This window comes from Intrasporangium sp. (genome assembly GCF_040414665.1).
Taxonomy (GTDB): domain Bacteria; phylum Actinomycetota; class Actinomycetes; order Actinomycetales; family Dermatophilaceae; genus Intrasporangium.
The window spans coordinates 20,265-45,616 of the sequence record NZ_JBEDUL010000021.1 but is presented as its reverse complement, the minus strand read 5'-3'; the positions used below and the strand labels follow the sequence as shown (position 1 = coordinate 45,616).

The 25,352-nt window shown below is 70.4% G+C and carries 24 protein-coding genes; 17 read left to right on the top strand and 7 right to left on the bottom strand.

The window, feature by feature from the left end; all coding sequences use genetic code 11:
- From ABF401_RS02655 to ABF401_RS02640, 4 genes are all read right to left on the bottom strand, one after another.
- Nucleotides 1–1,070 (bottom strand): hypothetical protein (locus ABF401_RS02655; protein WP_353507981.1); only part of this gene is annotated, 1,070 nt, incomplete at its 3' end.
- Between the two features lie 44 nt (nt 1,071–1,114).
- A complete protein-coding gene (locus ABF401_RS02650; RefSeq protein WP_353507980.1) occupies nt 1,115–1,453 on the bottom strand; it encodes a hypothetical protein in 339 nt (112 codons plus the stop codon).
- Nucleotides 1,454–1,516: 63 nt separating this feature from the next.
- The gene (locus ABF401_RS02645; protein ID WP_353507979.1) at nt 1,517–3,097 is read right to left on the bottom strand and encodes an MFS transporter; all 1,581 of its coding nucleotides are present in this window, start codon (nt 3,095–3,097) and stop codon (nt 1,517–1,519) included.
- A 212-nt stretch (nt 3,098–3,309) separates the two neighbouring features.
- Entirely contained in the window at nt 3,310–4,242 is a 933-nt protein-coding gene (locus ABF401_RS02640; RefSeq protein WP_353507984.1) for a 1,4-dihydroxy-2-naphthoyl-CoA synthase, read from the bottom strand.
- Nucleotides 4,243–4,347: 105 nt separating this feature from the next.
- On the opposite strand from ABF401_RS02640, the gene ABF401_RS02635 reads away from it, so the two are divergent.
- On the top strand, nt 4,348–4,833 hold the full coding sequence (locus ABF401_RS02635; protein WP_353507978.1) for an NUDIX hydrolase: 486 nt from the start codon (nt 4,348–4,350) through the stop codon (nt 4,831–4,833).
- Between the two features lie 5 nt (nt 4,834–4,838).
- Here ABF401_RS02635 and ABF401_RS02630 read toward each other — a convergent pair whose 3' ends face one another.
- On the bottom strand, nt 4,839–5,720 hold the full coding sequence (locus ABF401_RS02630) for a hypothetical protein (RefSeq protein ID WP_353507977.1): 882 nt from the start codon (nt 5,718–5,720) through the stop codon (nt 4,839–4,841).
- Between the two features lie 195 nt (nt 5,721–5,915).
- Between ABF401_RS02630 and cobT the strand changes: the two genes are divergently transcribed.
- Genes cobT through ABF401_RS02615 form a run of 3 tightly spaced genes read left to right on the top strand, consistent with a single transcriptional unit; the run spans nt 5,916 to nt 8,776 of the window.
- The gene (cobT, locus tag ABF401_RS02625) at nt 5,916–6,968 is read left to right on the top strand and encodes a nicotinate-nucleotide--dimethylbenzimidazole phosphoribosyltransferase (protein ID WP_353507976.1); all 1,053 of its coding nucleotides are present in this window, start codon (nt 5,916–5,918) and stop codon (nt 6,966–6,968) included.
- Between the two features lie 42 nt (nt 6,969–7,010).
- Complete coding sequence (locus ABF401_RS02620) at nt 7,011–8,018, top strand: o-succinylbenzoate synthase (RefSeq protein ID WP_353507975.1); 1,008 nt, start codon at nt 7,011–7,013, stop codon at nt 8,016–8,018.
- Nucleotides 8,015–8,776, top strand: a complete 762-nt coding sequence (locus ABF401_RS02615; protein WP_353507974.1) for a 3-keto-5-aminohexanoate cleavage protein — start codon at nt 8,015–8,017, stop codon at nt 8,774–8,776. The genes ABF401_RS02620 and ABF401_RS02615 overlap by 4 nt, the downstream gene beginning before the upstream one ends.
- On the opposite strand, the gene menD is transcribed toward ABF401_RS02615, so the two are convergent.
- Both menD and ABF401_RS02605 read right to left on the bottom strand, forming a co-directional pair.
- Nucleotides 8,724–10,499: a 2-succinyl-5-enolpyruvyl-6-hydroxy-3-cyclohexene-1-carboxylic-acid synthase gene (menD, locus tag ABF401_RS02610; protein WP_353507973.1), complete on the bottom strand. Its 1,776-nt coding sequence runs from the start codon at nt 10,497–10,499 to the stop codon at nt 8,724–8,726. The two genes, ABF401_RS02615 and menD, sit on opposite strands and share 53 nt — an antisense overlap.
- 8 nt (nt 10,500–10,507) lie before the next feature.
- Nucleotides 10,508–11,812 carry an isochorismate synthase gene (locus ABF401_RS02605; protein ID WP_353507972.1) on the bottom strand — a complete coding sequence of 435 codons (1,305 nt, stop codon included), beginning with the start codon at nt 11,810–11,812 and terminating at the stop codon, nt 10,508–10,510.
- A gap of 63 nt (nt 11,813–11,875) precedes the next feature.
- Here ABF401_RS02605 and ABF401_RS02600 point away from each other — a divergent pair, with 63 nt between their 5' ends.
- From ABF401_RS02600 to nuoK, 13 genes are all read left to right on the top strand, one after another.
- Complete coding sequence (locus ABF401_RS02600; RefSeq protein ID WP_353507971.1) at nt 11,876–12,568, top strand: demethylmenaquinone methyltransferase; 693 nt, start codon at nt 11,876–11,878, stop codon at nt 12,566–12,568.
- Nucleotides 12,569–12,699: 131 nt separating this feature from the next.
- Nucleotides 12,700–14,007 (top strand): geranylgeranyl reductase family protein, encoded by a 1,308-nt coding sequence (locus tag ABF401_RS02595; protein WP_353507970.1) that lies wholly within the window; start codon nt 12,700–12,702, stop codon nt 14,005–14,007.
- Nucleotides 14,008–14,199: 192 nt separating this feature from the next.
- The gene (locus tag ABF401_RS02590) at nt 14,200–14,559 is read left to right on the top strand and encodes an NADH-quinone oxidoreductase subunit A (RefSeq protein WP_353507969.1); all 360 of its coding nucleotides are present in this window, start codon (nt 14,200–14,202) and stop codon (nt 14,557–14,559) included.
- 36 nt (nt 14,560–14,595) lie between these two features.
- The gene (locus ABF401_RS02585; protein ID WP_353507968.1) at nt 14,596–15,150 is read left to right on the top strand and encodes a NuoB/complex I 20 kDa subunit family protein; all 555 of its coding nucleotides are present in this window, start codon (nt 14,596–14,598) and stop codon (nt 15,148–15,150) included.
- Nucleotides 15,147–15,941 (top strand): NADH-quinone oxidoreductase subunit C, encoded by a 795-nt coding sequence (locus ABF401_RS02580; protein WP_353507967.1) that lies wholly within the window; start codon nt 15,147–15,149, stop codon nt 15,939–15,941. The genes ABF401_RS02585 and ABF401_RS02580 overlap by 4 nt, the downstream gene beginning before the upstream one ends.
- On the top strand, nt 15,941–17,374 hold the full coding sequence (locus ABF401_RS02575) for an NADH-quinone oxidoreductase subunit D (protein ID WP_353507966.1): 1,434 nt from the start codon (nt 15,941–15,943) through the stop codon (nt 17,372–17,374). Before ABF401_RS02580 ends, ABF401_RS02575 begins: the two co-directional genes overlap by 1 nt.
- Nucleotides 17,374–18,153 (top strand): NADH-quinone oxidoreductase subunit NuoE, encoded by a 780-nt coding sequence (gene nuoE / locus ABF401_RS02570; protein WP_353507965.1) that lies wholly within the window; start codon nt 17,374–17,376, stop codon nt 18,151–18,153. The genes ABF401_RS02575 and nuoE overlap by 1 nt, the downstream gene beginning before the upstream one ends.
- Complete coding sequence (gene nuoF / locus ABF401_RS02565; RefSeq protein WP_353507964.1) at nt 18,150–19,490, top strand: NADH-quinone oxidoreductase subunit NuoF; 1,341 nt, start codon at nt 18,150–18,152, stop codon at nt 19,488–19,490. The genes nuoE and nuoF overlap by 4 nt, the downstream gene beginning before the upstream one ends.
- On the top strand, nt 19,487–21,976 hold the full coding sequence (locus ABF401_RS02560) for an NADH-quinone oxidoreductase subunit G (RefSeq protein ID WP_353507963.1): 2,490 nt from the start codon (nt 19,487–19,489) through the stop codon (nt 21,974–21,976). The genes nuoF and ABF401_RS02560 overlap by 4 nt, the downstream gene beginning before the upstream one ends.
- Entirely contained in the window at nt 21,973–23,466 is a 1,494-nt protein-coding gene (gene nuoH / locus ABF401_RS02555) for an NADH-quinone oxidoreductase subunit NuoH (RefSeq protein WP_353507962.1), read from the top strand. Before ABF401_RS02560 ends, nuoH begins: the two co-directional genes overlap by 4 nt.
- Nucleotides 23,459–24,211 carry an NADH-quinone oxidoreductase subunit NuoI gene (gene nuoI, locus ABF401_RS02550; protein WP_353507961.1) on the top strand — a complete coding sequence of 251 codons (753 nt, stop codon included), beginning with the start codon at nt 23,459–23,461 and terminating at the stop codon, nt 24,209–24,211. The genes nuoH and nuoI overlap by 8 nt, the downstream gene beginning before the upstream one ends.
- Nucleotides 24,208–25,053, top strand: coding sequence for an NADH-quinone oxidoreductase subunit J (locus tag ABF401_RS02545; protein ID WP_353507960.1), 846 nt, complete (start codon nt 24,208–24,210; stop codon nt 25,051–25,053). Before nuoI ends, ABF401_RS02545 begins: the two co-directional genes overlap by 4 nt.
- Complete coding sequence (gene nuoK, locus ABF401_RS02540) at nt 25,050–25,349, top strand: NADH-quinone oxidoreductase subunit NuoK (protein ID WP_353507959.1); 300 nt, start codon at nt 25,050–25,052, stop codon at nt 25,347–25,349. Before ABF401_RS02545 ends, nuoK begins: the two co-directional genes overlap by 4 nt.
- The last annotated feature ends 3 nt before the right edge of the window (nt 25,350–25,352 follow it).

Sequence of the window (25,352 nt, the reverse complement as noted above, 5' to 3'; positions counted from 1 at the left end):
ACGCGGCCTTTCCAATCCCCTCCCGCGACGTTGGGACGCGCTGAGTCTGGCAGTGGGTCGCCTGCATTGGCGCGATTGCCTGCGACAGAAGGGCCGTCGACCTCTTGGAGGAGGCGGTTGTCCTTCTGGGCGGCGTGGTCTGCGAGGCGGCTGCCGCCGTGAGCGACTGCCCCGGCGCCGGCAGCGACCAGCCCGGCTGCGGCGACATTGATCGGAACCCCGGCGACCGCTCCCACGCCCGTGGCGTCCAGCGCGACTCCGGCGACCTCGCCTCCGGCTCCGACGACGATCATTCCGGCACCAATGGCCATCTCGAGGAGGTCCTCGGGATGCTCGGCGGCGGCTTCGAGCACGTTGGCCGCACCGTTCACCACGGGGACAGCGGTGTGGTTGTAGGTCCACGCGGCGGTGTCCCCGGCGGTCTCGAGCGCGCTCTCCCACCACGTGTCCGTCCCGGCCTGCGCGACGACCTGGCCGACCGGTGGGCTCGAGGCCGCCTGGATCTGCTGCTGCGCCAGGTGCAGCCCGGCGAGCACGTCAGCGCGAACGGCCGTGCCGCCACGACCCCCTCCGGCGGCGCCGCTCATCCGCGCGAGAGTGCGCGCACAACGGGCGCCAGACTCAGTGAGGTCGTCCACGCAGGCGCCGTAGGCACGATGGATCGCTCTCATCGTCTGATCGAGCTCGCGGTCGGCCCGCTCGCCGAGCTGGACCGCGATCACGGGGTCGGTTCCGCCCCGACGCGAGGCGGCGAGCGAGCGGGCGTGCTCGTCGCGTGCCCTCGCCGCGTTGGCCCGCAGGGCGCGGACCCGGCCCTGCGCGTGCTCGAGGGCGTCCGCATAGGTCGTCAGCGCCAGACTCGCCGCATCGAGCCCCGGCAGCAGCCGCTGCGCCCGAGCCGACAGCTGGCTGAGCTCCACTCCGGCCGCCACAGCGGCGGCCCCTTGCCAGTGGAGCGACAGCTCGGGCGCGGCGCCCCCGGAGACGCTCGGGGTGGCGAGGGCGCGGTTCGCGACCCGGCGAAAGCGGGCCGCCGCACCGCGAAGCGCCGCCGGATCGCCCTCCGGCACGGCCAGCTCACCTCGTGACCCGCCGCGCCCGGCCTCCCACGCCATCAGACCGGCGCCCCGTGCGAGTCCCGGGGCGGCTGAGCCCCGGCAGCGCCGAGCTCGGCAGCGACCGCGACCTCCACGTCGTGCGCCGACTGGGCTGCCCAGGTCAGATCACGACCAAGGGCGGCGTAGGCCGCGGCGACGGCCTCGATGACCGCCAGGTGCGTCGTCGTGAACTCGTGCAATGACTGGGCCAGCCACACGTGGTCCGCCGCGATGCCCCGACGAGCGAGCCCAGCGGCATACGCGAAGATTGTTGCGCAGTCGCGCAGTTCACTTCCGCTTGTTCGCAGGGTGGAGCCGAGCGCCTGGGTGCCGTCCGTGTCGATCGCATAGGTCACGACGCCCGAACCTAGACAACTGCTGCATCGGACCCGGGCAGTTATCCACAGCCCGGCCGTTGGTCACCCACGACGCCCGGCTCGCCCGCGTGCCGGAGCCGGTCGACCGGCCGCCCCTGCGCCGATCCTGCGCTGGCGGGCCGCCATGACCACCGTCCAGAGGAGCATCACCGCGCACACGGAGAAGCCGACCTGTGGGTTGAGCGGCAGGATGATGCCGAGCGTGCCCCCCAGCACCCAGAGCATCTGCAGCATGGTCTCGGACCAGCCGAACACCGACGCGCGGACGTTCTCCGGCACCTCGCGCTGCACGAGCGCGTCGAAGCACAGCTTCGCCAGCTGAGCCGTCAGCCCCTGCACCAGCCCGAGCAACCCGAGGGTCCAGGCGCCGTACCAGAGCGCCGTCGCGATGCACGCGACCGTGGCGAGCAGCACGGAGAGCATCGCGACGCGTTCCGGGTGCCGGTCGCGCAGGTTGTTGCCCAGCAGGCTGCCGAGCGCGTTGCCGACGCCGATCGTCGCCGCGGTGATCCCGAGCGCGAGCCCGCCGCTCATCCCGCTGATCGGATGCTCCTTGGCAAGGAACGCCACGTACATGATGAGGAACCCGGTGAGCAGTCGGGTGCCCCCCGTCGACCACATGGCGTGCCGGACGGGCCACGGGATGGCGTGCAGGCTTCGTAGGTAGCGCCCAAAGATGCCGGCTGAGTCGACCTCGAGCGCTGCCCCTTCCTGTGCCGCATTGACTGCCGTATGCCGCTGGGCTCGCTCCCGCTTCGACGTGGCCTCGCCCACCGGTTGCGTGTCACTGAGCGAGACCTCGCCGGCGTTGCTGTCCACGTCGGGCGGGAGCCGGATCGCCTGGATGGTGCCGATGACGAAGAGCACGAAGGCGACCCGAAGGGCCCACGGCGCGCCGACCTTCAGGGCCGCCGCGGCGAGCGCTCCGCCAACGAGGGCGCCGATGATCCCGGCGATCGAGATCCTCGAGTTGGCCTTGACCAGGCTCGTGCCTGCTGGGAGCAGTCGCGGGACGGCCGCAGCGCGAGCGATGTTGTACGCCTTGGAGGCGATGAGCACCCCGAGCGCGGCGGGGAAGAGCCAGTCGCTCTTGTTGTACACAGCCTCCGCGAGGACCCAGCAGAGGAAGGCCCGGGTCGCCATCGTCGTCCCGATCGCCCAGCGCCGCCCGTGGCTGAACCGGTCGAGGAGCGGCCCGACGAACGGCGCGACGAGCGTGAACGGGATCATCGTCAGGAGGAGGAACCCGGCCACCTGGCTGCGGGCCTCGGCCGCCTGCGGGTTGACGAAGAAGATCCCGGCGAGCGCCAGCATCATCGCGGCATCGCCGGCGGTGTGGCTGGCGTGGAGCTCGGTCATCCGGGCGAGGCCGGTCTCGCCGGCGCCTCCAGCGTGCGTGAACCCACGGAACTTGGCGGCGGCGAACCGGGACGTCGCTGCCGTCGCCTTGGCGCCGGCGACGGTCGCCTTGCCGATGCCCCGGCCGACGGCCTTGGTGGCGTTGACCGCCTGGGCGCGTCCCGGCGTCCGGTAGTCAGCCGGGTGGCCACCCTCGGGCACATCGCTCGCCTCGGGGGCATGCCGGACCTCGTGGTCCCGCTTCACCTCGTCGCTCGCGCTCACTCCGCCATCTTGCCCCGAGGGGGTGGCCGGGCGTCACCTGCCGCGCAAAGCGGACGCCCCACAAGCGGAGGGAGTCGGGGTCGATCCGGCTCCCTCCGACAATCCAGCCCGGGCCCACCTGTCGGTGCGTTCTCGGTCGAGATGACGCCGACAACCCCGCCTTGGCTGGATTGTCGGTGGTTACTAGCCGCCGTGAGGTGCCCGGAGCCGGGTCAGAAGTACCAGGGGAAGGGTGACCAGTCCGGGTCGCGCTTCTCGAGGAACTGGTCCCGGCCCTCGATGGCTTCGTCGGTCATGTATGCCAGGCGCGTGGCCTCGCCTGCGAAGACCTGCTGGCCCATGAGGCCGTCGTCGGTCAGGTTGAAGGCGAACTTGAGCATCCGCTGGGCCTGTGGCGACTTGCCCATGATCTCGGTCGCGGCCTGAAGGGCCTCCCGCTCGAGGTCGGCATGGTCGGCAACGATGTTCACCGCGCCCATCCGGTGCATGTCCTCGGCGGTGTAGGTGCGGCCGAGGTGGAAGATCTCGCGGGCGAACTTCTGGCCGACCGACTTGGCGAGGTACGCCGACCCGTAGCCGCCGTCGAAGGAGCCGACGTCGGCGTCGGTCTGCTTGAAGCGAGCGTGTTCGCGGGAGGCAATGGTCAGGTCGCAGACGACATGGAGTGAGTGTCCGCCGCCGGCCGCCCAGCCGTTGACCACGGCGATGACGATCTTGGGCATGGTGCGGATGAGGCGCTGGACCTCGAGGATGTGCAGGCGGCCGCCGTGAGCCTTGGCCCGGGCCTCGTCGACCGTGTCGGCCGTCTCGCCTGCGGCGTACTGGTAGCCGGAGCGGCCGCGGATCCGCTGGTCGCCGCCGGAGCAGAACGCCCACTTGCCGCCCTTCGGGGACGGACCGTTGCCGGTGAGGAGGACAACCCCCACGTCGGGCGTCATCCGCGCGTCGTCGAGGGCCCGGTAGAGCTCGTCCACCGTGTGCGGCCGGAAGGCATTGAGCACCTCGGGCCGGTTGAAGGCGACGCGGACCACGCCGGACTCGGCGTGCGGGCGACCCTCCCGGGCCTTGCGGCGGTGGTAGGTGATGTCGGTGAAGTCGAAGCCCGGGACGACGTCCCACTCCCTCGGGTCGAAGATCTCCGACACCTGTGCGGCGACCCGGCCGGTCGCGCCCGCTCCTTCGTCCGCTGGGCCGTCTGTCGTCTCAGTGCTCACGACATCCGACCCTAACGGTCGGTCTAAGGTCACCCCATGCCCATCCCGCCCTACGTCGCACACCTTCGGACCATGGTGGGACGGGAGCTGTTGTGGATGCCCGGGGTCACGGCGGTCGTCCTGCGACCGGCCCCCGATGGCTCGGGCGAGGAGGTGCTGCTCATCCAACGCGCCGACAACGGTGAGTGGACGCCGATCACGGGGATCGTCGATCCCGGGGAGGACCCACATGTCACGGCCGAGCGGGAGGCCCTTGAGGAGGCGTCCGTCGTCATCGCGGTCGAGCGCCTCGTCTGGGTGTCAGCCGAATTTCCCATCACCCATGTCAACGGTGACGTGGCGCAGTACCTCAACCACACCTTTCGCTGCCGCTGGATGTCGGGCGACCCAATCCCCGGGGACGACGAGGCGACCGCGGCGGCGTGGTTCCGCCTCGACGAGCTACCGCCGATGCGCGAGCACGTCATCGACCGGATTGCGTGCGCCGTGCAGAACCCGCGCGACGTGCGCCTCGGGCTCTGACGAGGTCACGGCACGTCGGCCTCGTCGATGAGCTCCTCGGGCATCTGTGCCTGACCGCGTGTGGTTGCTCGCGCCTCCGCCGCGATCGTTGCGTCACGGAGCGCGATCGTCTCCCGGCGGGTCCGCGACGTGAGCAGGTCTGTGCGGGAGAGCGGCTCGAGGTCCGGGAGCGTCCGTGGCCGCGACACCCAGGGCGGCTGCGGCGTGCCGAGCAGGCGCGCGACGTTCCGTCCCTTCGCGGCCGGAAACGTCGCGAGCCCGAGCTGTGCACACAGCGCCTTCTGTGTCACCCGGCCCGCCGGGGCCAGCGCCCCGTTGGCTCGGCCCACTGCCCAGCACACGCCGGCAGCGACCTGGACGGGATCCTCCGGCACCTGGCCGCCGAGCAGCTCCATGCCGACCGCCGCCAGCGCACGTCGGAAGGCCGTGCGCAGCTCGGGATCGAAGTAGGCGCCCGCCAACACATCGAGCACGTCGCCTGTGCGCCGGAATCGGGCCGCCAGGTCCCCGTCCCGGACCGCGTCCGCCGGGAGTGCGAGCTCCTCGTCGGGCAGCGGCTCGGCCGTCAGCTGGTCGAGCGCCTCCGGGCCGCCGACCAGGTGCTCGAGCCAGTCCACCGTGGCCCGCCACGGTGCGACCTCCCTCGTGGGCGGCGGCTCGCGGCGCCACAACCGCTCCACCTTGTCGACCCTCGGGTCGCCCAGCCACGGCGACTCCGTCAGCGGCTCGTCCCACGTGTCGACGACCCGTCCGTCGACGAGAACCACGTAGGAGACGGTGCGCTCGCGAGGTGACCGATAGCCGGTCGACCAGTGATCCGGCTGCAACGCGAACTCCGCGTACCGCTCGCCCACCCACGGATCGTCCGCCCAGCTCGAGCCGCCCATCACAGTGCCTCCGTCCTCTCAACCTGTCAGTGCCACGACTCTCCGCCCGAGCAGGAGCCAACGGCATCGGCAGGGGCGGAGCTGTGGATGACGGTGCCGGCACCGGGAGGGTGTGGACGGCCCGTTCCCGAGCCGTCGCGTCCGTGAGCGAAGATGAGGAGCGACGCACTGACCGTGAATCCCCCCGGAGGCCCGATGACCATCGAGACGTCCATCGTCACGCAGCCCGATGCGGACGTCCACCAAGCCGCGCTCCAGCGACTCGACGGCCTCGCCAAGCCCCTCGGTGCACTCGGCCGTCTGGAGGAGGTCGGCGCCTGGCTGGCGGCCTGCCAGGGCAGCTGCCCACCGGCGCCGATCGAACGCGTCCGCGCCGTGGTGCTCGCAGGCGACCACGGGGTCGCGGCCTCCGGTGTCTCCGCCTACCCGAGCGAGGTCACCGCCGCGATGGTGCACGCCTTCGTCGCGGGAGTGGCCGGTGTGAGCGTCCTCGCCCGGCAGCACGGCGCGAGCGTGCGGGTCCTCGACATCGCAGTCGATGCCGACCTCAGCAGCGCGCCGGCCGACGTCACCGCACACAAGCTGACCCGCTCATCCCGCCCGATCGAGGTCAGCGACGCGATCAGCCGCGAGCTGGCGGAACGGGCCATCACCGTCGGTGCCGAGATCGCCGACGCCGAGGTCGACGCCGGTGCACAGCTTCTCGTCCTCGGCGACATGGGCATCGGCAACACCACACCGTCGTCCGCCATCGTCGCCGCAACGCTGGGCCTCAGCCCCAGTGCGGTCATCGGCCGGGGCACTGGCATCGACGAACCGACCCACGCCCGCAAGCTTGACGTGCTGACCCGCGCTCTCACCCGCGCCTGCGACGAACACGGGCGTGTCGACGATCCGGTGCAGCGCCTCGCCGCCCTCGGCTCCGCAGACCTCGCCGTCGGCGCGGGTTTCCTCGCCCAGGCGGCCCGACGTGGCGTGCCCGTGCTCCTGGACGGCGTCATCGCCTGCGCCGAGGCGCTGGTCGCCGCGGAGCTTGCGCCCGGCGCCCAGGCCTGGTTCCTCGCCGGGCACCGCTCCACCGAGCCCGCCCAGTCGCACGCACTCGACGCGCTCGGCCTGGAGCCGCTCCTCGACCTCGGCCTTCGGCTGGGGGAGGGGTCCGGTGCCATGGCGGCAGTGCCGCTCGTGCGCTCGGCCGCCCTGCTCATGCGGGAGATGGCCCTCCTCACCGATCTCGTCGGCCAATGACGCGGCGCCGCAACCGAACCTCGCCTCGGTCATGATGTTCCCGTGACCGACCTGCCGCCACTGGCCGCCCTGCTCGAGCGGGCCCATGTCATCGCGATTCCGATGCGCGTGCGATTCCGCGGGGTCGACGTCCGCGAGGCGGTGGTCTTCGAGGGCCCCGCTGGTTGGGGCGAGTTCGCCCCCTTTCCCGAGTACGGCGACGAGGAGGCCGCCCGCTGGTTGGCAGCCGGAATCGAGGAGGCGTATGCCGCCCGGCCGGCTCCCGTGCGCGACGCGGTGCCGGTCAACGCCACGGTCCCAGCGGTCCAGCCGGAGCGGGTGCCCGAGGTGCTCTCCCGCTTCGAGGGCTGCACGACGGCCAAGATCAAGGTGGCCGAGCCGGGGCAGACGCTCCGGGATGACCTCAACCGGCTGGCCGCGGTCCGCGACGCGATGGGCCCGAACGCGCGGATCCGCATCGATGCCAACGGAGCGTGGGACGTCGAGACGGCCACGGAGGCACTGAGGAGGTCAGCGGTATACGGCATCGAATACGCGGAGCAACCCTGCGCCACTGTCGATGAGCTCGCCGACCTACGAACCGCCTTGGCCCGCAACGCGATCGACATACCCATTGCCGCGGACGAGTCGATCCGCAAGGCCGAGGACCCGATTCTCGTCGCCCGCAAGGGCGCCGCCGACCTCGTCGTCGTCAAGGTGGCGCCGCTGGGCGGCATCGTCCGTGCGTTGGAGATCGTGGAAGAGTGCGGGCTGCCCGCCGTCGTCTCCTCGGCGCTCGACACGAGCATCGGGATCTCCGCCGGCGTCGCGCTCGCGGCCGCACTCCCGGCGCTCGAGCACGCCTGCGGCCTGGGCACCGTGGGACTGTTCGCTCGCGACATCGCGGGGGAGCCGATGCGCCCCGAGGGCGGCCTGCTCCGACCGAGACGGGTCACGGCCGAGCCGGAGGCGCTCACCGCCCTCGCCGCAGCCCCCGAGCGGCGGCAATGGTGGCGTGAGCGCATGGCCCGCTGCCACGCGCTGCTCGATCACGCCGGAGTGCCGCGATGATCCAGGCCTGCCTCAACGGCGACCGGCATCCCAAGGCCCATCCCCGGTTGCCCGTCACTCCCGCTGACGTGGCGCGGGCCACCCGGGACGTCGTCGAGGCCGGCGCGTTCATGGTGCACGTCCATCCCCGTGACGAGCACGGGCTCGAGTCGCTCGCCGTCGAGCACGTCGTCGACACGGTGGACGCGATCCGTTCCCTCGTCCCCGATGTGGGCATCAGCGTCTCGACGCGGGACGGCATCGCGACGGACGAGCGGACGAAGCTCTCCCAGGTGTCGGCCTGGCCCGGCCCCGAGGAGGGCGGTCCGGACTGCGCGAATGTCAACTGGCATGAGCCCGGTGCCGTCCGACTGGCGGGGATCCTGCGCGCCAGAGGAATTGGCGTCGAAGCCGGGATCTGGACGCCCCACTCCGCGACCGCCTTCGTCTCGACGAACTGGCCCTGGCAGGTCGAACGCGTCCTCGTCGAGGTCATCCCCGGGCATACTCGTGGGAGCGACGGCGCCTGGGCCGCGGAGCGGATCCTGGCCGCGTTGGGCATGTCACCGGCCACGGTCCTCGTCCACGGCGAGCAGGCGTGGGCCTGGCCCGTGCTGCGGTGGGCGCAGCGGTCCGGCTACGACGTGCGGATCGGCCTCGAGGACACTCTCGTCATGCCGACCGGACGGGAGGCCCACGACAACGCCCAGCTCGTCGCGGAAGCGCTCAAGACCGGGGGCGGCGCTCCGACGCAGTGGCCGGTCCCGGATCCCCTCTGAGCCAGACGGATCGGGCGAGGTCGCGCAGGTGGTCGGCTTCCGCACGCCGCTCGCCTCGTGACACCGGGACCTCGATGAGCCGTATGCCGCTGGGCTGGGTCTCGAGGGCCGCCGCCAGGTGCTCCGGCTGGGTGATTCGCTCGTGGTCGATGCCGTGGGCCCGGCACAGCGCGGCAAGGTCGGTGTGGTGCGGGGTGCCGAAGACGCGCTCGAAGGCCGGAGCATAGGCGGGTGCCCCCTGTTCAAGACCGGCGAAGATCGCCCCGCCGTCGTCGTTGAGCACGACGAGGGTGACGTCGGGGCATGGCTCGTCCGGCCCGATGAGCAGGCCGTTCGTGTCGTGCAGGAGGGTGAGGTCCCCGAGGAAGGCGATGGTGCGTGACGCGCCTGCCCGGCCGAGGGCGATGCCGATGGCGGTCGAGACGGTGCCGTCGATGCCGGCGAGGCCGCGGTTGCCGACGACGAACCGGTGCTCGTGCGGTGGCCACGGGGTCGCCATGACGTCGAGGTCGCGAACGACGTTGGACGATCCGACGACGAGAGTCGTGTGCGCCGTGACCGCCTCGGCGACCACGGAAGCCACAGCCAACGGGGAGCCGGGTCGGCCCGCGACGGACTCGTCGATACGCGCCGAGAGGGCCTCATCGGCGGCACGCCAGCGCTCGAACCAGCCCGGCGCGGACTGCACACTCGACTGGGTGGGGGCCGGCGCCAGGGTCGGCACCTCGTCGACGATCGTCGCGATGCGGCCGGGGTCGGTCGCGGTGCCGGTGCGGTCGCGCACCGAGATGACCTCCAGGGCTGGGTCGGTGATGAGCCTCGTGACCGGACGCGACAGCGTGGGGTGGCCGATGACGATGACCCGCTCGATCTCGGCGCCCAGGCCGGTGCCGAGCAGCAGGCGGTAGGTGCGGATGGCCTGCCTGCCGATGCGGGCCCCGGACGTGGGCTCCGCGAGCAGCGGCCAGTTCGCGGCCTCGGCCAGGATGCGTGCGGCCGGCCCCGCGTCGTCACCGGCGACGACGACGGTGCGGGGCCCGAGGGCCAGTTCGGTCGGGCGCGCTGTTTCAGCCGCGGGTGGATTAGTGCGGTCGTGCGTGCCGATGGGCCGCGCTGTTTCAGCCGCGGGTGGATTGGTGCGGTCGGGGAGCGGAGCGGGGCCGGTCCACCAGGTGGCCGGATCGGGGTCCGGGGGCATCAGGTCGCCATGGAGCTGGACGTTGATCTGGCTGGGACCCACGCGGCAGCAGGCCTCGTGCGCAGCCGCCGCGACCGAGTCGAGTGGCGCATCCGGCACCAGGTCCACGACCGGCGCGAACCGGCCGAAGAGGCCCGCCTGGAACGTCGTCTGGTTCGCACCCGTGCCGCGGAGCCGCTCCGGACGGTCGGCCGAGACGACGACGACCTGAGCGCCGGTGTGGTGCGCCTCCATGACGGCGGGCAGCAGGTTGCCGACAGCCGTTCCGGAGGTCGTCACCACCGCAACCGGGCGCCGCGACCCCGTCGCCAGCCCGAGCGCGAGGAAGCCGGCCGACCGCTCGTCGACCCGCACGTGGAGGCGCAGGTCCCTTGCGGCGTCGGCCCGGTGGAGCACCAGGGCAAGGGGAGCGGAGCGCGACCCGGGAGCCAGGACGACGTCGCGAACCCCCTTGGCCCAGAGAGCCTGCACGAGAGCCAGCGACGTCGCGAAGGCACCGTTGGCTGGGAGCGAGCTCAGCGGCATACGGCCACTCAGTCGCTCGCGAGGGCGTCACGCATGGGGACGAGCTTGGCGTTCGACTCCGCGACCTCCGACTCCGGGTCGGACCCGGCCACGATGCCGCACCCGGCGTAGAGCCGGATCGTCGTCGGGTCGTCCGCGAGGATGGCCCCACTGCGCAGCGCGATGCCCCACGCGCCGTCACCCCGGGTGTCCATCCACCCGACCGGCCCGGCATAGCGCCCCCGGTCCATGTGCTCGAGCTCGGCAATGAGCGCGACGGCCGTGCTGGTGGGAGTGCCGCCGACCGCGGCGGACGGGTGGAGCGATGCGGCCAGCGTCAGCGACGACGCGTCGTCAGCGCCGACGGCGGCCACGTCGGTCGCAAGGTGCATGACGTTGGGCAGGTGGAGGACGAAAGGTGACTCCGGCACGTTCATCGACGAACAGTGCGGAGCGAGGGCCTCGGCGACCGAGCGGACGGCGTACTCGTGCTCCTCCAGGTCCTTCGACGAGCGGGCCAGCGACGCAGCAAGGGCAAGGTCCGCCTCGTCGTCGCCGGTCCGGCGGATCGTGCCCGCGAGCACCCGCGAGGTGATGAGGCCCTGGTCGCGGCGGACGAGCAGCTCGGGTGTCGCGCCGAGCAGCCCGGAGACGGCGAAGACCCACGTGTTCTCGTAGCGTTCCGCGAGCCGCCGCAGCACCCAGCGAGGGTCGATCGGCTCGCGTGCCGTCGCGATGAGGTCTCGCGCCAGGACCACCTTGTCGAGAGCGCCGGAGCTGATCCGCTCGACCGCCTCGGCGACCGCGTGGGCGTAGTCGCTCGGCGAGACGGCACCGTCGGCGAACGTCACGCCTGACGGCGGCGACGGTGGGGTCGCGATCGGAGGAGCCCCGAGCCGGGCCAGCTGCGGCTCGAGCGTCACCGACGTCACCCAGGTCCGGCCCTCGCGGCGACCGACGATGGTCGACGGCACGACGAGCCGGGCGGTCTCGTCGGAGTCATCCGCGAAGGGGAAGGACCCGAAGCAGACGAGGCCCGTGCCGGGGACGTCGACCTCGTCGCGCACCACCGCGCGGGCGGTCACCGCACGCCACCAGGCCTCCGCGTCGCGGAAGCGGCCGGCGCCGGTCGTGGAGCAGGCCAGCGCGCGGCCCCAGCCGACGAGGCCCTCGCCGCGGCGCACCCACGAGAAGACGTCGTCCTGCGCGGCCTCGGCGGGCAGGTGGGCCAGCAGCGGCTCGTCGCTGTCGAGGCGAGTGGTGCGCACGATCAGCGCCGGCGCAGCCGACGACGGGGACTCCCCGAGACTCTCGGGGGCGGGAAGCGAAGACATCGCCGGTAACTCTACGACCGCGGCGACCGGTGCGATGCCAACCCCGGGTGGAAGGATGGGCGCATGACTCGTGCCCAGCTCGACAAGCAGCCGGTCGACGTCGCGTCGATGTTCGACACCGTCGCCGACAAGTACGACGTCACCAACGACGTCATGACGGCGGGGATCGACCGGCTCTGGCGGCGCGCCGTCGTCAAGGCCGTCGACGCCAAGCGCGGTGAGCGCATCCTCGACATCGCTGCGGGGACCGGCACCTCGAGCGAGCCCTGGGCCGATCGTGAGATCGAGGTCGTGCCGGCCGACTTCAGCCTGGGGATGCTGCGGGTGGGACGGCGCAGACGCCCCGACATGGCCTTCACCGCTGCCGACGCGATGCGCCTGCCCTTCGCCGACGAGAGCTTCGATGTCGTGACGATCAGCTATGGGCTGCGCAACGTGGCCGACACGGAGGCGGCCCTGCGCGAGTTCCTCCGCGTCGCGAAGCCCGGTGGCCGGCTCGTCGTCTGCGAGTTCAGCCAGCCTGTCAACCGCGTCGTGCGAACGGTCTACGGCAATGTCGTGCTCCGGGTGCTGCCGAGCATCGCCCGGCGCACGGCGAGCAACCCGGAGTCCTACGTCTACCTCGCCGAGTCGATCCAGGACTGGCCTCCCCAGGGCGAGCTCGCGCGCCGGATCGAGCAGGCCGGGTGGTCGAGCGTCGGTTGGAAGAACCTGACGGGTGGGATCATCGCGCTCCACACAGCCGTGAAGAGATGAGCCGGTGGGGCTCGACTGCTGGGTAAGGGAGCCCCGACTGACAAGCTGGAGCCGCCGGGAGTAGGGTGCTCTGGAGTTCGTGAACTGATTCACAAGCAGCGCACGCAAGCATTCGGAACCTGCAGGGAGCCATGAGCACTACGAATGTCGACAGTCGGGTCGACACCGCAGACGTCATCGTCGTGGGAGCCGGTCCGGGTGGATCCGCGACGGCCGCCTACCTGGCGATGGCCGGCCTCGACGTGCTCCTCCTCGAGAAGACGCACTTCCCCCGGGAGAAGGTCTGCGGCGACGGCCTGACGCCTCGCGCGGTCCGCGAGCTGGTCAACCTCGGCATCCCGACACCCGAGGAGGACGGCTGGATCCGCAACAAGGGCCTGCGCATCATCGGTGCGGGCATGCGCCTCCAGCTCGACTGGCCGGAGAACTCCGCCTTCCCGCCCTACGGCCTGGTCCGCACCCGGATGGACTTCGACGACATCCTCGCCCAGCACGCGGTGAAGAACGGCGCCCGACTCATCCAGGGCGCCAACGTCACCGGACCCATCACCGACGCTCGTGGCTCCATCATCGGAGTCACGGCCAAGGCGGTCGACGAGAAGGGCCGCGCGACGGGAGAGACCCAGGAGTACCGGGCGCCCCTCGTCGTGGCCGCCGACGGGAACTCCTCCCGGCTGTCGCTGGCCATGGGTCGGGAGAAGCGCGACGACCGACCGATGGGGGTCGCCGTGCGGACCTACTACACGAGCCCGCGCAGCGACGACGACTACCTCGAGTCCTGGCTCGAGCTGTGGGCCAAGGACCCGTCCGGCAAGGACGTCCTGCTGCCCGGCTACGGCTGGATCTTCGGCGTCGGCGACGGCACGAGCAACGTCGGCCTCGGCATCCTCAACACCTCCAAGGCCTTCGGCAACGTCGACTACAAGGACGTCATGCGTCGCTGGGTCGCGACCATGCCGGAGGAGTGGACGTACAACGACGACACGATGACGCAGCCGATCCGCGGAGCCGCGCTGCCGATGGGCTTCAACCGGCAGCCGCACTATGCCGACGGCCTGCTGCTCGTCGGTGACTCCGGCGGCATGGTCAACCCGTTCAACGGCGAGGGCATCGCCTACGCGATGGAGTCGGGCCGGACGGCGGCCGAGGTCGTCGCGCACGCGTTCGCACGAGCCGACGCCGCGGGCCGGGAGCGCGTCCTCCAGTCGTACAACACGCGGATGAAGCAGGACCTCGGCGGCTACTACACGCTGGGCCGGCACTTCGCCACGATCATCGGCCAGCCAGACGTCATGCGGGTCATCACCCGGTACGGCCTGCCGCGCACGACGCTGATGAAGTTCATGCTCAAGGCCATGGCCAACCTGGCCGAGCCCGGCGGCAGAGGTGCGAGCGACCGCCTCATCAACGCCCTGTCGAAGCTCACTCCAGACGCATGAACACCACTGTGCCGTATGCCGCTGGGCTCGCTTCCCGGGAGCCCGTGACGTCGCGTGGGCGGTGGGCCTTGTGACCGGGAGCACAATCGTCGGAGACCCCCATAGGATGGGTGCGCCGTGCACCGTCAGCCAGCGTCGCCGCTGTTGCCACCGTTGCCACTGTTGCCAGGACCGAAAGGCAAGTGACCGAGGATGAACCCGTACGTCCCGATCCTGTTCATGCTGGGGCTCGGCTTCGCATTCGCAGCGTTGTCCGTCGGGACCTCGCTCGTCGTCGGGCCGAAGCGCTACAACCGCGCCAAGCTCGAGGCCTACGAGTGCGGCATCCAGCCGTCGCCGCACCCGGCCGGTGGCGGCCGCGTGCCGATCAAGTACTACCTGACGGCAATGCTCTTCATCATCTTCGACATCGAGGCGGTCTTCCTCTATCCGTTCGCCGTCGCCTTCAACCAGCTCGGCCTCTTCGCGCTCGTCGAGATGATCCTGTTCATCCTCGCCGTCTTCGTCGCCTACGCCTACGTGTGGCGGCGCGGCGGCCTGGAATGGGACTGAGAGCACACGGGAACCAAGGATCGCTAGGAGAAACCATTGGGCATCGAAGAGAAGCTCCCGGCCGGATTCGCGCTCTCGACCCTCGAAGGGCTCGCCGGCTACATGCGCAAGGCGTCGATGTGGCCGGTGACGTTCGGACTCGCGTGCTGCGCGATCGAGATGATGGCCGTCGGCACGCCGGACTACGACATCGCCCGCTTCGGCATGGAGCGGTTCTCCGCGACGCCGCGGCAGGCTGACCTCATGTTCGTCGCCGGGCGGGTGAGCCAGAAGATGGCCCCCGTCGTCCGGCAGATCTACGACCAGATGCCCAACCCGAAGTGGGTCATCTCCATGGGGGTCTGCGCCAGTTCTGGCGGCATGTTCAACAACTACGCGATCGTCCAGGGCGTCGACCACATCATCCCGGTCGACATCTACCTGCCCGGCTGTCCGCCCCGGCCGCAGATGCTGCTCAACGCGATCATCGAGCTGCACAAGCAGGTCGAGAGCATGCCACTCGGAGTCAACCGGGAGAAGGCAGCCCGGGCTGCCGAGGAGGCGGCGCTGCGGGCGACGCCGACGCACCAGATGAAGGGGCTGTTGGCATGACGAATGACGACACGACCAAGAGCGACGTCGTCACGAATCCCGAGAAGATGCAGGAGGGCGGCCTGACGCCGGGCGAGCTCGAGCTCTCGCGGGTCGACTCCGCAGCTGTGGAGCCCGGTGAGACGACGCCCGAGGTCGTCGGCTACCGCCAGGGCATGTTCGGTCCGTCGCTTGGCGGCGACACCTCCGGCTACGGTCTGCTCCGCCGGCCCGTCCTCGTCGCCGGCGAGACCGCCCGTCCCTACGGCGGCTACTTCGACGACATCGCCGACTCCCTCGAGCGGGGACTCGCCGAAGGGCCAGCGTCCTTCGACGAAGCGGTCGCCGCCGTCGTCGTGGACCGTGGCGAGATGACGCTCAACGTCAACCGCGAACACCTCCCGGCCGTCGCCCGCGTCCTGCGCGACGACCCAGCCCTGCGCTTCGAGATCTGCACCGGCGTGTCCGGAGTGCACTACCCCGACCGCGCGGGCGAGGAGCTGCACGCGGTCTACCACTTCCTGTCGATCACCAACGGCAGCAAGCGGGTCCGCGTCGAGGTGTCCTGCCCGGACGACGACCCGCACATCCCCTCCATCGTCGAGATCTACCCGGCCAACGACTGGCACGAGCGCGAGACGTGGGACTTCTTCGGGATCCAGTTCGACGGCCACCCGGCCCTGACCCGGATCCTCATGCCCGACGACTGGCCGGGCCACCCCCAGCGCAAGGACTACCCCCTCGGCGGCATCCCGGTCGAGTACAAGGGCGCGACCATCCCGCCGCCCGACCAGCGGAGGTCATACAGCTGATGAGCACCAACACCGACACGAACGCCGACAGGGACGAGGAGCACACCGTCTTCGGTACGAGCCCGGGCCTCGACCCAAGGCTCGGTGGCGACCCCTACGCGACGACGGCTGCCGACGAGGCTGCCGCAGGAGACGCGCCGGTCTTCAACGCGTCCGGCGGCGACTGGTACAGCGTCGTCGACGAGGCCACCGCGCTGCACGAGGAGCGGGTCGTCGTCAACATGGGTCCGCAGCACCCGTCGACGCACGGCGTGCTGCGGCTCATTCTCGAGCTCGACGGCGAGACGGTCACCGAGGCCCGCGCGGGCATCGGCTACCTCCACACCGGGATCGAGAAGAACATGGAGTTCCGCACCTGGGTGCAGGGCGTCACGTTCTGCACCCGGATGGACTACCTGACGCCGATGTTCCAGGAGACGGCGTACTGTCTCGCGATCGAGAAGCTGCTCGGCATCACCGACGACGTCCCCGAGCGCGCCAGCGTGCTCCGGGTCCTCATGATGGAGCTCACCCGGATCAGCTCGCACCTGGTCTGCATCGGCACCGGTGGCATGGAGATGGGCGCGACGACGGTCATGACCGTCGGGTTCCGCGAGCGCGAGCGCATCCTCAGCATCTTCGAGATGGTCACCGGCCTACGGATGAACAATGCCTACATCCGCCCGGGCGGTGTCGCCCAGGACCTGCCGCCCGGGGCGATCGACGCCCTGCGCGAGATGGTTCCCAAGGTGCGCAAGGGAATCGGGGAGCTCGAGGCCCTGCTCAACGAGAACCCGATCGTCAAGGGCCGCATGGTCGATGTCGGCATCCTCAACCTCGCCGGCTGCATGGCCCTGGGCATCACCGGGCCGGTGCTCCGGTCGACCGGGCTGCCGCACGACCTGCGCAAGAGCGAGCCGTACTGCGGCTACGAGACCTACGACTTCGACGTCATCACGCGCACCAGCTCGGATGCCTACGGTCGCCTCCGAGTCCGCATCGACGAGATGTACGAGTCGCTCAAGATCGTCGAGCAGTGCGCCGACCGGCTGCAGAAGTCCGAGGGCAGCCAGGGCTCCGTCATGGTCGCGGACAAGAAGATCGCGTGGCCGGCGCAGCTGGCCCTGGGCGGTGACGGGCTCGGCAACAGCCTCGACCACATCCGCGAGATCATGGGCACCTCGATGGAGTCCCTCATCCACCACTTCAAGCTGGTCACCGAGGGCTTCCGGGTGCCGCCCGGCCAGGCCTATGTCGCCGTGGAGTCGGCCAAGGGCGAGCTGGCCTGCCACCTCGTCTCGGACGGTGGCACGCGTCCCTACCGTGCCCACTTCCGCGACCCGAGCTTCAACAACCTCCAGGCTGTCGCCGCGATGTGTGAGGGCGGCCAGATGGCCGATGTCATCGTCGCCGTTGCCTCGATCGACCCCGTGATGGGAGGAGTGGACCGCTGATGTCCGCCAACGACACGTCCCACGTCTCCGGGTTCCTGCATGTCAGCCCGGAGTCCAAGGAGCCGTATGCGCCCGAGGTCCTCGCCGGACTTCGCGCCGACGCCGCCGAGGTCATCGCGCGCTATCCGCAGAAGCGTTCGGCCCTGATCCCGCTGCTCCACCTGGTCCAGTCGGTCGATGGCTACGTCACCGGCAGGGGAGTGTCGCTCTGTGCGGAGCTGCTCGACCTCACCGAGGCCGAGGTCAGCGGCGTCGCGACGTTCTACACGCAGTACAAGCGCCACCCGAACGGCGAGTACACGGTCGGGGTCTGCACCAACACGCTCTGCGCGATCATGGGCGGCGACGTCATCTTCGACACCGTCTCCGAGCACCTCGGCATCGGGCACGACGAGACGACCGAGGATGGCAAGGTCACCCTCGAGCGGATCGAGTGCAACGCCGCGTGTGACTTCGCCCCGGTCGTCATGACGAACTGGGAGTTCTTCGACAACCAGACGCCCGAGAGCACCGTGCAGCTCGTCGACGACCTCCGGGCGGGCAAGGACGTCAAGCCGACCCGCGGTCCCGACCGGGTCTGCACCTTCAAGCAGGTCTCCCGGGTCCTCGCCGGCTTCCCGGACGGCCTCGCCGACCAGGGACCGGGCGCCGGGCCCGCCTCGCTGCTCGGGCTGCGCATCGCCAAGGAGCACGGCTGGGTGGCTCCGCAGGGCGATACCGGCTCGACCTCCGACGGGTCCTCTACATCCGCAACGGACGGGAAGGACGGCTCGAAGTGACCGACACACTGACCCCGATCCTCACCAGGCTGTGGGACGAGCCCCAGTCCTGGACCTTGGCGACCTACGAGCGGCACGACGGCTACAAGGGACTGCGCAAGGCGCTCGGCATGACCCCCGCGGAGGTCCTCGATGCGGTCAAGGACTCGAGCATCCGCGGACGCGGTGGTGCCGGGTTCCCGACGGGCCTCAAGTGGTCGTTCATGAGCCCTCCCGACGGCGGTCCGCGCTACCTCGTCGTCAACGCCGACGAGTCCGAGCCCGGCACGTGCAAGGACATCCCGCTCATGATGGCCAACCCCCACGCGCTCATCGAGGGGGTCATCATCAGCTCCTACGCGATCGACTGCGAGCACGCGTTCATCTACCTGCGCGGTGAGGTCGTCCACGTCTACCGCCGCCTGCTGCGCGCCGTGGAGGAGGCCCGGGCGGCCGGCTACCTCGGCGACGACGTCGGCGGCAAGGGCGTCAAGGTCAACATCACCGTCCACGCCGGCGCCGGCGCCTACATCTGTGGTGAGGAGACCGCGCTGCTCGACTCGCTCGAGGGCCGTCGCGGCCAGCCGCGCCTCAAGCCGCCGTTCCCCGGAGCGGCCGGCCTCTATGCCCGGCCGACGTCGGTCAACAATGTCGAGTCGATCGCCTCGGTGCCGGGGATCATCCTCGAGGGCCCCGACTGGTTCAAGGGCATGGGCACCGAGAAGTCCACCGGCTTCGGGATCTTCAGCCTCTCCGGCCACGTCGCGAACCCGGGGCAGTTCGAGGCCCCGCTCGGCATCACGATGCGCGAGCTCGTCGACCTCGCGGGCGGGATGCGCCAGGGCCACCAGCTCAAGTTCTGGACGCCGGGCGGCTCGTCGACCCCGATCTTCACGGACCAGCACCTCGACGTGCCGCTCGACTTCGACTCGGTCGCGGCCGCCGGCTCGATGCTCGGCACGCGCGCCCTCCAGGTCTTCGACGAGACGGTCTCGGTCGTCCGCGCCGTCTCGCGCTGGACGGACTTCTACGCGCACGAGTCGTGCGGGAAGTGCACCCCGTGCCGCGAGGGCACGTGGTGGCTGCGCCAGATCATGACCCGCATCGAGAACGGCCAAGGCACGCAGGACGACATCGACAAGCTCGTCGACATCTGCGACAACATCCTCGGGCGCAGCTTCTGCGCCCTCGGTGACGCGGCCACGAGCCCGATCACCTCCGCCATCAAGTACTTCCGTGAGGAGTTCGAGGCCGGCATGCACACCCCGGCGCACGTCCTCTTCCCGCCGGAGAAGTCGGTTCTCTTCAAAGTTCCGGATGTCAAGACCAAGGAGCCCAGCGGGATGGTGACCGCATGACCGCCACCTCGACCAACACTGCCGCCGGCACAGGCGCCCCGGTCAACCCGGACCTCGTGGCCCTGACGATCGACGGCATCGACGTCAGCGTCCCCAAGGGCACGCTTGTCATCCGTGCCGCCGAGACGGTCGGCATCGAGATCCCGCGCTTCTGCGACCACCCGCTCCTCGACCCGGTCGGTGCGTGCCGTCAGTGTCTCGTCGACATCGCCCTCCCGGACAAGGAGGGCGTCGCGCGGCCGATGCCGAAGCCGCAGGCGTCGTGCACCATCACGGTGTCTCCAGGGATGGTCGTCAACACGCAGCACACCTCCGCCGTGGCCGACAAGGCGCAGCACGGCCAGATGGAGTTCCTCCTCATCAACCACCCGCTCGACTGCCCGGTCTGTGACAAGGGCGGTGAGTGCCCGCTGCAGAACCAGGCGATGAGCAACGGGCGGGCCGTGTCCCGCTTCGAGGACGTCAAGCGCACCTATCCCAAGCCGATCAACATCAGCTCGCAGGTCCTGCTCGACCGGGAGCGGTGCATCCTGTGCGCACGCTGCACCCGGTTCTCCGACCAGATCGCCGGTGACCCGTTCATCGCCCTGGTCGAGCGGGGCGCGCTGCAGCAGGTGGGCATCTACGAGGAGCAGCCGTTCGAGAGCTACTTCTCCGGCAACACCGTCCAGATCTGCCCCGTCGGCGCGCTCACCGGTGCGGCGTACCGCTTCCGCAGCCGGCCCTTCGACCTCGTCTCGACCTCGTCGGCCTGCGAGCACTGCGCGAGCGGCTGCGCGATCCGCACCGACCACCGCCGTGGGGTCGTGCTGCGCCGCATGGCCCTGCGCGACCCGGACGTCAACGAGGAGTGGAACTGCGACAAGGGCCGCTGGGCCTTCACCTATGCCACGCAGCCGGACCGCCTCCAGTTCCCGATGGTCCGTCAGGCGGACGGCGAGCTCAAGGTGGTCGGTTGGCCCGAAGCCCTCGCCGCAGCGGCCGCCGGCCTGTCGAGGTCGAGGGCCGCGGGTGTCCTCGTCGGCGGGCGCGTCTCCACCGAGGACGCCTACGCCTACGGCAAGTTCGCCCGCGTCGTGCTGGGCACGAACGACATCGACTTCCGGGCCCGGCCCCACTCCGCAGAGGAGGTCGCCTTCCTCGCGCAGCACGTTGCGGCCACCGGCCCCGCTGGCGGGGCGGTGACCTATGCCGACCTCGAGCGGGCAGGGACGGTGCTCCTCGTCGGCCTCGAGCCCGAGGACGAGAGCCCGATCGTCTTCCTGCGCCTGCGGAAGGCGTTCCGCCACAACAAGACCAAGGTGTATGCCGCTGGGCCGGCTCCCACGCGGGGGCTTGCCAAGATGGGTGGCACACTCCTTCCGACCGCGCCCGGCAGGGAGTCGGCCGTGCTGCGTGACCTCCGCTCGAGTGAGGTCGGCAGCGCCGCACGTGACGGTCTGGCGGAGGCAGGCATCATTCTCGTCGGTGAGCGGGCGGCCACGTCGCCCGGTGCGCTCTCGGCCGCCGCGCAGCTCGCCGCCGAGACCGGTGCCCGCCTGGCGTGGGTGCCCCGTCGCGCGGGCGAGCGCGGAGCCCTCGAGGCGGGCGCGCTCGGCGCGCTCCTTCCCGGGGGCCGCCCGACGACCGACGCTTCGGCCCGGGGCGAGGTGGCAGCGGTGTGGGAGGTCCCAGGGCTGCCCGCAAGCCCGGCCCGCGACACCGCAGGCATCATCGCAGCGGCCGCATCCGGCGAGCTGGATGCGCTCGTCGTCGGTGGGGTCGACCCGGCAGACCTCGGTCTCAGCGACACGAGGAATGCCCTCGAGCGGGCCTTCGTCGTCTCCCTCGAGCTGCGCGAGTCCGACGTCACGCCGTTCGCGGACGTGGTGCTCCCCGTGGCGGCGCAGGCCGAGAAGCAAGGCTCCTACGTCAACTGGGAGGGGCGGATCCGTCCCTTCGAGCTTGCGCTCACGACGAACCACGTCAGCGACCACCGAGCGCTCGACATGCTCGCCGGTGAGCTCGGCCACTTCCTGGAGACCGGGACGAAGCGCCAGATCCACGACCAGTTCGAGGCGCTCGGGCCCTGGTCCGGCCAGAGGGGTGTCTCGGCGTCCGGCCAGGCGGAGGCGGCTCCGGTCGTCGGGGATGGTCTCGGCGACCACGTGCTCGCGACGTGGCCGACGCTGCTCGACCGTGGCCGGATGCAGGACGGCGAGCCGTTCCTCGCCGGAACCGCGCGTCGGGCGATGGCGCACCTCTCCCCGGCTTCCGCCGAGCGGCTCGGAGTCGCCGACGGCAGCGACGTGACGGTGACCGGTCCGCGCGGGAGCGTCACCGTGCCCGTCGCCGTGGTCGACGGCATGGTCGACGGTGTCGTGTGGCTCCCGACGAACTCCGAGGGTGTCTCGGTGCGGTCCGGGCTCGGCTCCCAGGCCGGGCACCGGGTCTCGGTGACCGCGGCGACCAACCCAGCCGACCACACGAAGGGTGGCGTCGCATGACACTCAGCTCAGCGGCATACGGCCTCGTCACTACGCTGCCGGCGACCGAGAACCCCTCCGCGGACTTCAGCGACACGCCCCTCTGGCTCTCGCTGATCAAGGCCGTCCTGATCTTCGTCTACCTGCTGCTCTCGACCCTGATCGTCATCTGGTTCGAGCGTCGCATCATCGGGCGGATGCAGCAGCGTCCCGGCCCGAACCGCAACGGTCCCTTCGGCCTGCTCCAGACGCTCGCCGACGGCATGAAGTCGATGCTGAAGGAGGACATCGCGCCGGCGAACGCCGACCACAAGATCTACCGGGCCGCAGCCCTCATCACAGCGACGATGGCGTTCGTGGCGTTCGCCATCATCCCGCTCGGCGGCACCGTGTCGATGTTCGGCCACGAGACGCCACTGCAGCTGACCGACGTTCCGGTTGCGGTGATCCTCGTGCTCGCCGTCGCGTCGGTCGGGGTCTATGGCATCGTCCTCGCCGGCTGGAGCTCCGGCTCGACCTATCCGCTCCTGGGCGGCCTGCGCTCGACGGCGCAGGTCATCTCCTACGAGATCGCCATGGGTCTGGCGCTCGTCGCGGTCTTCCTCTACAGCGGGTCGATGTCGACGTCGCAGATCGTCGATGCCCAGAGCTCGCTCTGGTACATCCTCCCGGCGTTCTTCAGCTTCGTCGTCTACGTCATCACGATGGTCGGCGAGACCAACCGACTGCCCGTCGACCTGGCCGAGGGCGAGGGCGAGATCGTCGGTGGCTTCCACACCGAGTACTCCGGCATGACGTTCGCGATGTTCTACCTCGGCGAGTACGTCAACATGTTCACCGTGTCGGCGCTGGCCACGACGATGTTCCTCGGCGGTCCTGCGGCGCCACCGCTCATCTCCGCCATCGGCGACGGCACGTTCGCGGGCGGCTGGTGGGGCCTGCTGTGGTTCACCCTCAAGATGTGGCTGTTCATGTGGTTCTTCGTGTGGCTGCGTGGGTCGCTGCCCCGAACCCGCTACGACCAGTTCATGCGGTTCGGCTGGAAGTTCCTCATCCCCGTCACGCTCGCCTGGATCGTCGCGGTCGCCTTCATCCGCGGCGCGCAGCTCGGCTTCCTCGGTGACGAGACCGTGACGATCGCCGGCCTGTCCTTCAACCGGGCGACGCTCATCCTCATCAGCGTCGTCGCCGTCCTCGCCCTCATCATCACGTGGGTCTGGGGCGACCGGGTCGATGCGCGGCGGGCCGAAGTCGACACGGCACCACCGGACGAGATCGACCCGTTCGCGGAGGGCTACCCCGTCCCACCGCTGCCCGGGCAGCGGCTGCGCGAGCCCGCTCGGGCGGACCGCGTGCTCGCGGGTTCGGCAGGCGGGCGTGGCACGACCGTGCGCGGCACCGCGTCGCCCACCTCGCCCACGTCGTCCACGACGGATCCGGACGACACCCTCGACGCCACTCCCGGCGACACCCCGGACGGCACCCCCGGCAAGGAGGAGACCCATGGCTGACGAGAACGTCAGCAAGGACAACGAGCGGAAGGGCAAGGGAGCCTTCGCGGACTTCTTCGCCCCTGTCGCCGGTTTCGGCGTGTCCTTCTCGACGATGTTCCGCAAGGTCGCGACGGAGGAGTACCCGGAGAAGCCGCGCCCGACCCAGCCGCGGTTCCACGGCCGCCACCAGCTCAACCGTCACCCGGACGGCCTCGAGAAGTGCGTCGGCTGCGAGCTGTGCGCCTGGGCCTGTCCGGCCGACGCGATCCTCGTCGAGGGAGCGGACAACGACGACACCCCGCTCGAGCAGGGTGGCAAGGGTCGGTTCAGCCCCGGTGAGCGTTACGGGCGCGTCTACCAGATCAACTACCTGCGCTGCATCTTCTGCGGCCTGTGCATCGAGGCCTGTCCGACGCGCGCCCTGACCATGACCAACTTCTACGAGCTGGCCGACAACAACCGGGGCGACCTGATCTTCACCAAGGACCAGCTCCTCGCGCCGCTCCAGGAGGGCATGCTCGAGCCGCCGTTCCCGATGGCCGACGGCCTGGAGGAGCGCGACTACTACCAGGGCAAGGTCACCGGACCGACGGCTCCCCAACGCGACTACGTCAGCGCCCGGGAGTCCCGAGTGGTGGTGGACGAGAGCCCGCTGGCCCACGACGAACCGGGCAACATCGCAGCGAGCGAGCCCGGCGAGCATGACGTCGTCCACACGACGGCGCCCACGGCCGCGCAGACCCGGGAAGGGGCGAACCCGTGACCTCCTCCGCTGAAGCCGCATTGTTCTGGGTGCTCGCACCCATCTCGGTCCTCGCCGCACTCGGTCTGGTCTTCGCCCGGAAGGCGGTTCACGCCGCCATCGGGATGGCCATCACCATGACGTCCCTCGGCGTCTTCTACCTCGCGCAGAAGGCCGACTTCCTCGGCGTCATCCAGGTGTTCGTCTACACCGGTGCCGTCATGATGCTCTTCCTCTTCGTCATCATGCTCGTCGGCGTGGACTCGTCCGACTCGCTCGTCGAGACGATCAAGGGCCACCGGTGGATCTCGATGCTCGTCGCACTCGGGCTCATCGGGCTGCTCGTCTCGACGATCGGTTCGGCCAGCTTCGACGAGGCCACCGTGCAGGCCGGGATGGATCGTCTCGAGTCGAGCAACGCCACGACCGGCAACATCACCGGCATCGCGAACCTCATCTTCGGACAGTACGTCTGGATCTTCGAGGTCCTGTCGGCCGTGCTCATCACCGCGGCTGTCGCCGCGATGGTCCTCGCACACCGTGAGCGCCTCGCTCCGAAGCTGACCCAGGCCCAATGGGCGGCGAAGCGGGTTCGGGACAACACGTTCGTCGCCGGGCTCCCGGCGCCCGGCGTCTACGCCCGCCACAACGCGGTCGACACACCGGCCCTGCTGCCCGACGGCACGCCCAGCAAGGAATCCGTCTCCCGGGTGCTCGTCGCCCGCGAGCAGGTCGCCCGTCCGGACGAATTCCTCGACGTCGAGCGTCACATCGTCGAGGCCGCCCAGGCAGAGCGTGACGCTGCCCGGGGCGGGACTCGTTCCCGCCGGTCGGTTGGCCCAGAGGAGGGTGCAGACCAGTGAGCCCGGTTCACTACATCTACCTGTCGATCGTGCTGTTCTCGATCGGGACCGCGACGGTGCTGCTGCGACGCAACGCGATCATCGTGTTCATGGGCGTCGAGCTGATGCTCAACGCCACGAACCTCTCGCTCGTGACGTTCGCGAGGATCCACGGCGCGCTGGACGGCCAGATCATGGCGCTCTTCGTCATGGTCGTCGCCGCCGCCGAGGTCGTCGTCGGCCTGGCCATCATCATGGCCATCTTCCGTGCTCGACGGTCGGCCTCGGTCGACGACGCCAACCTGCTCAAGCTGTAAGGG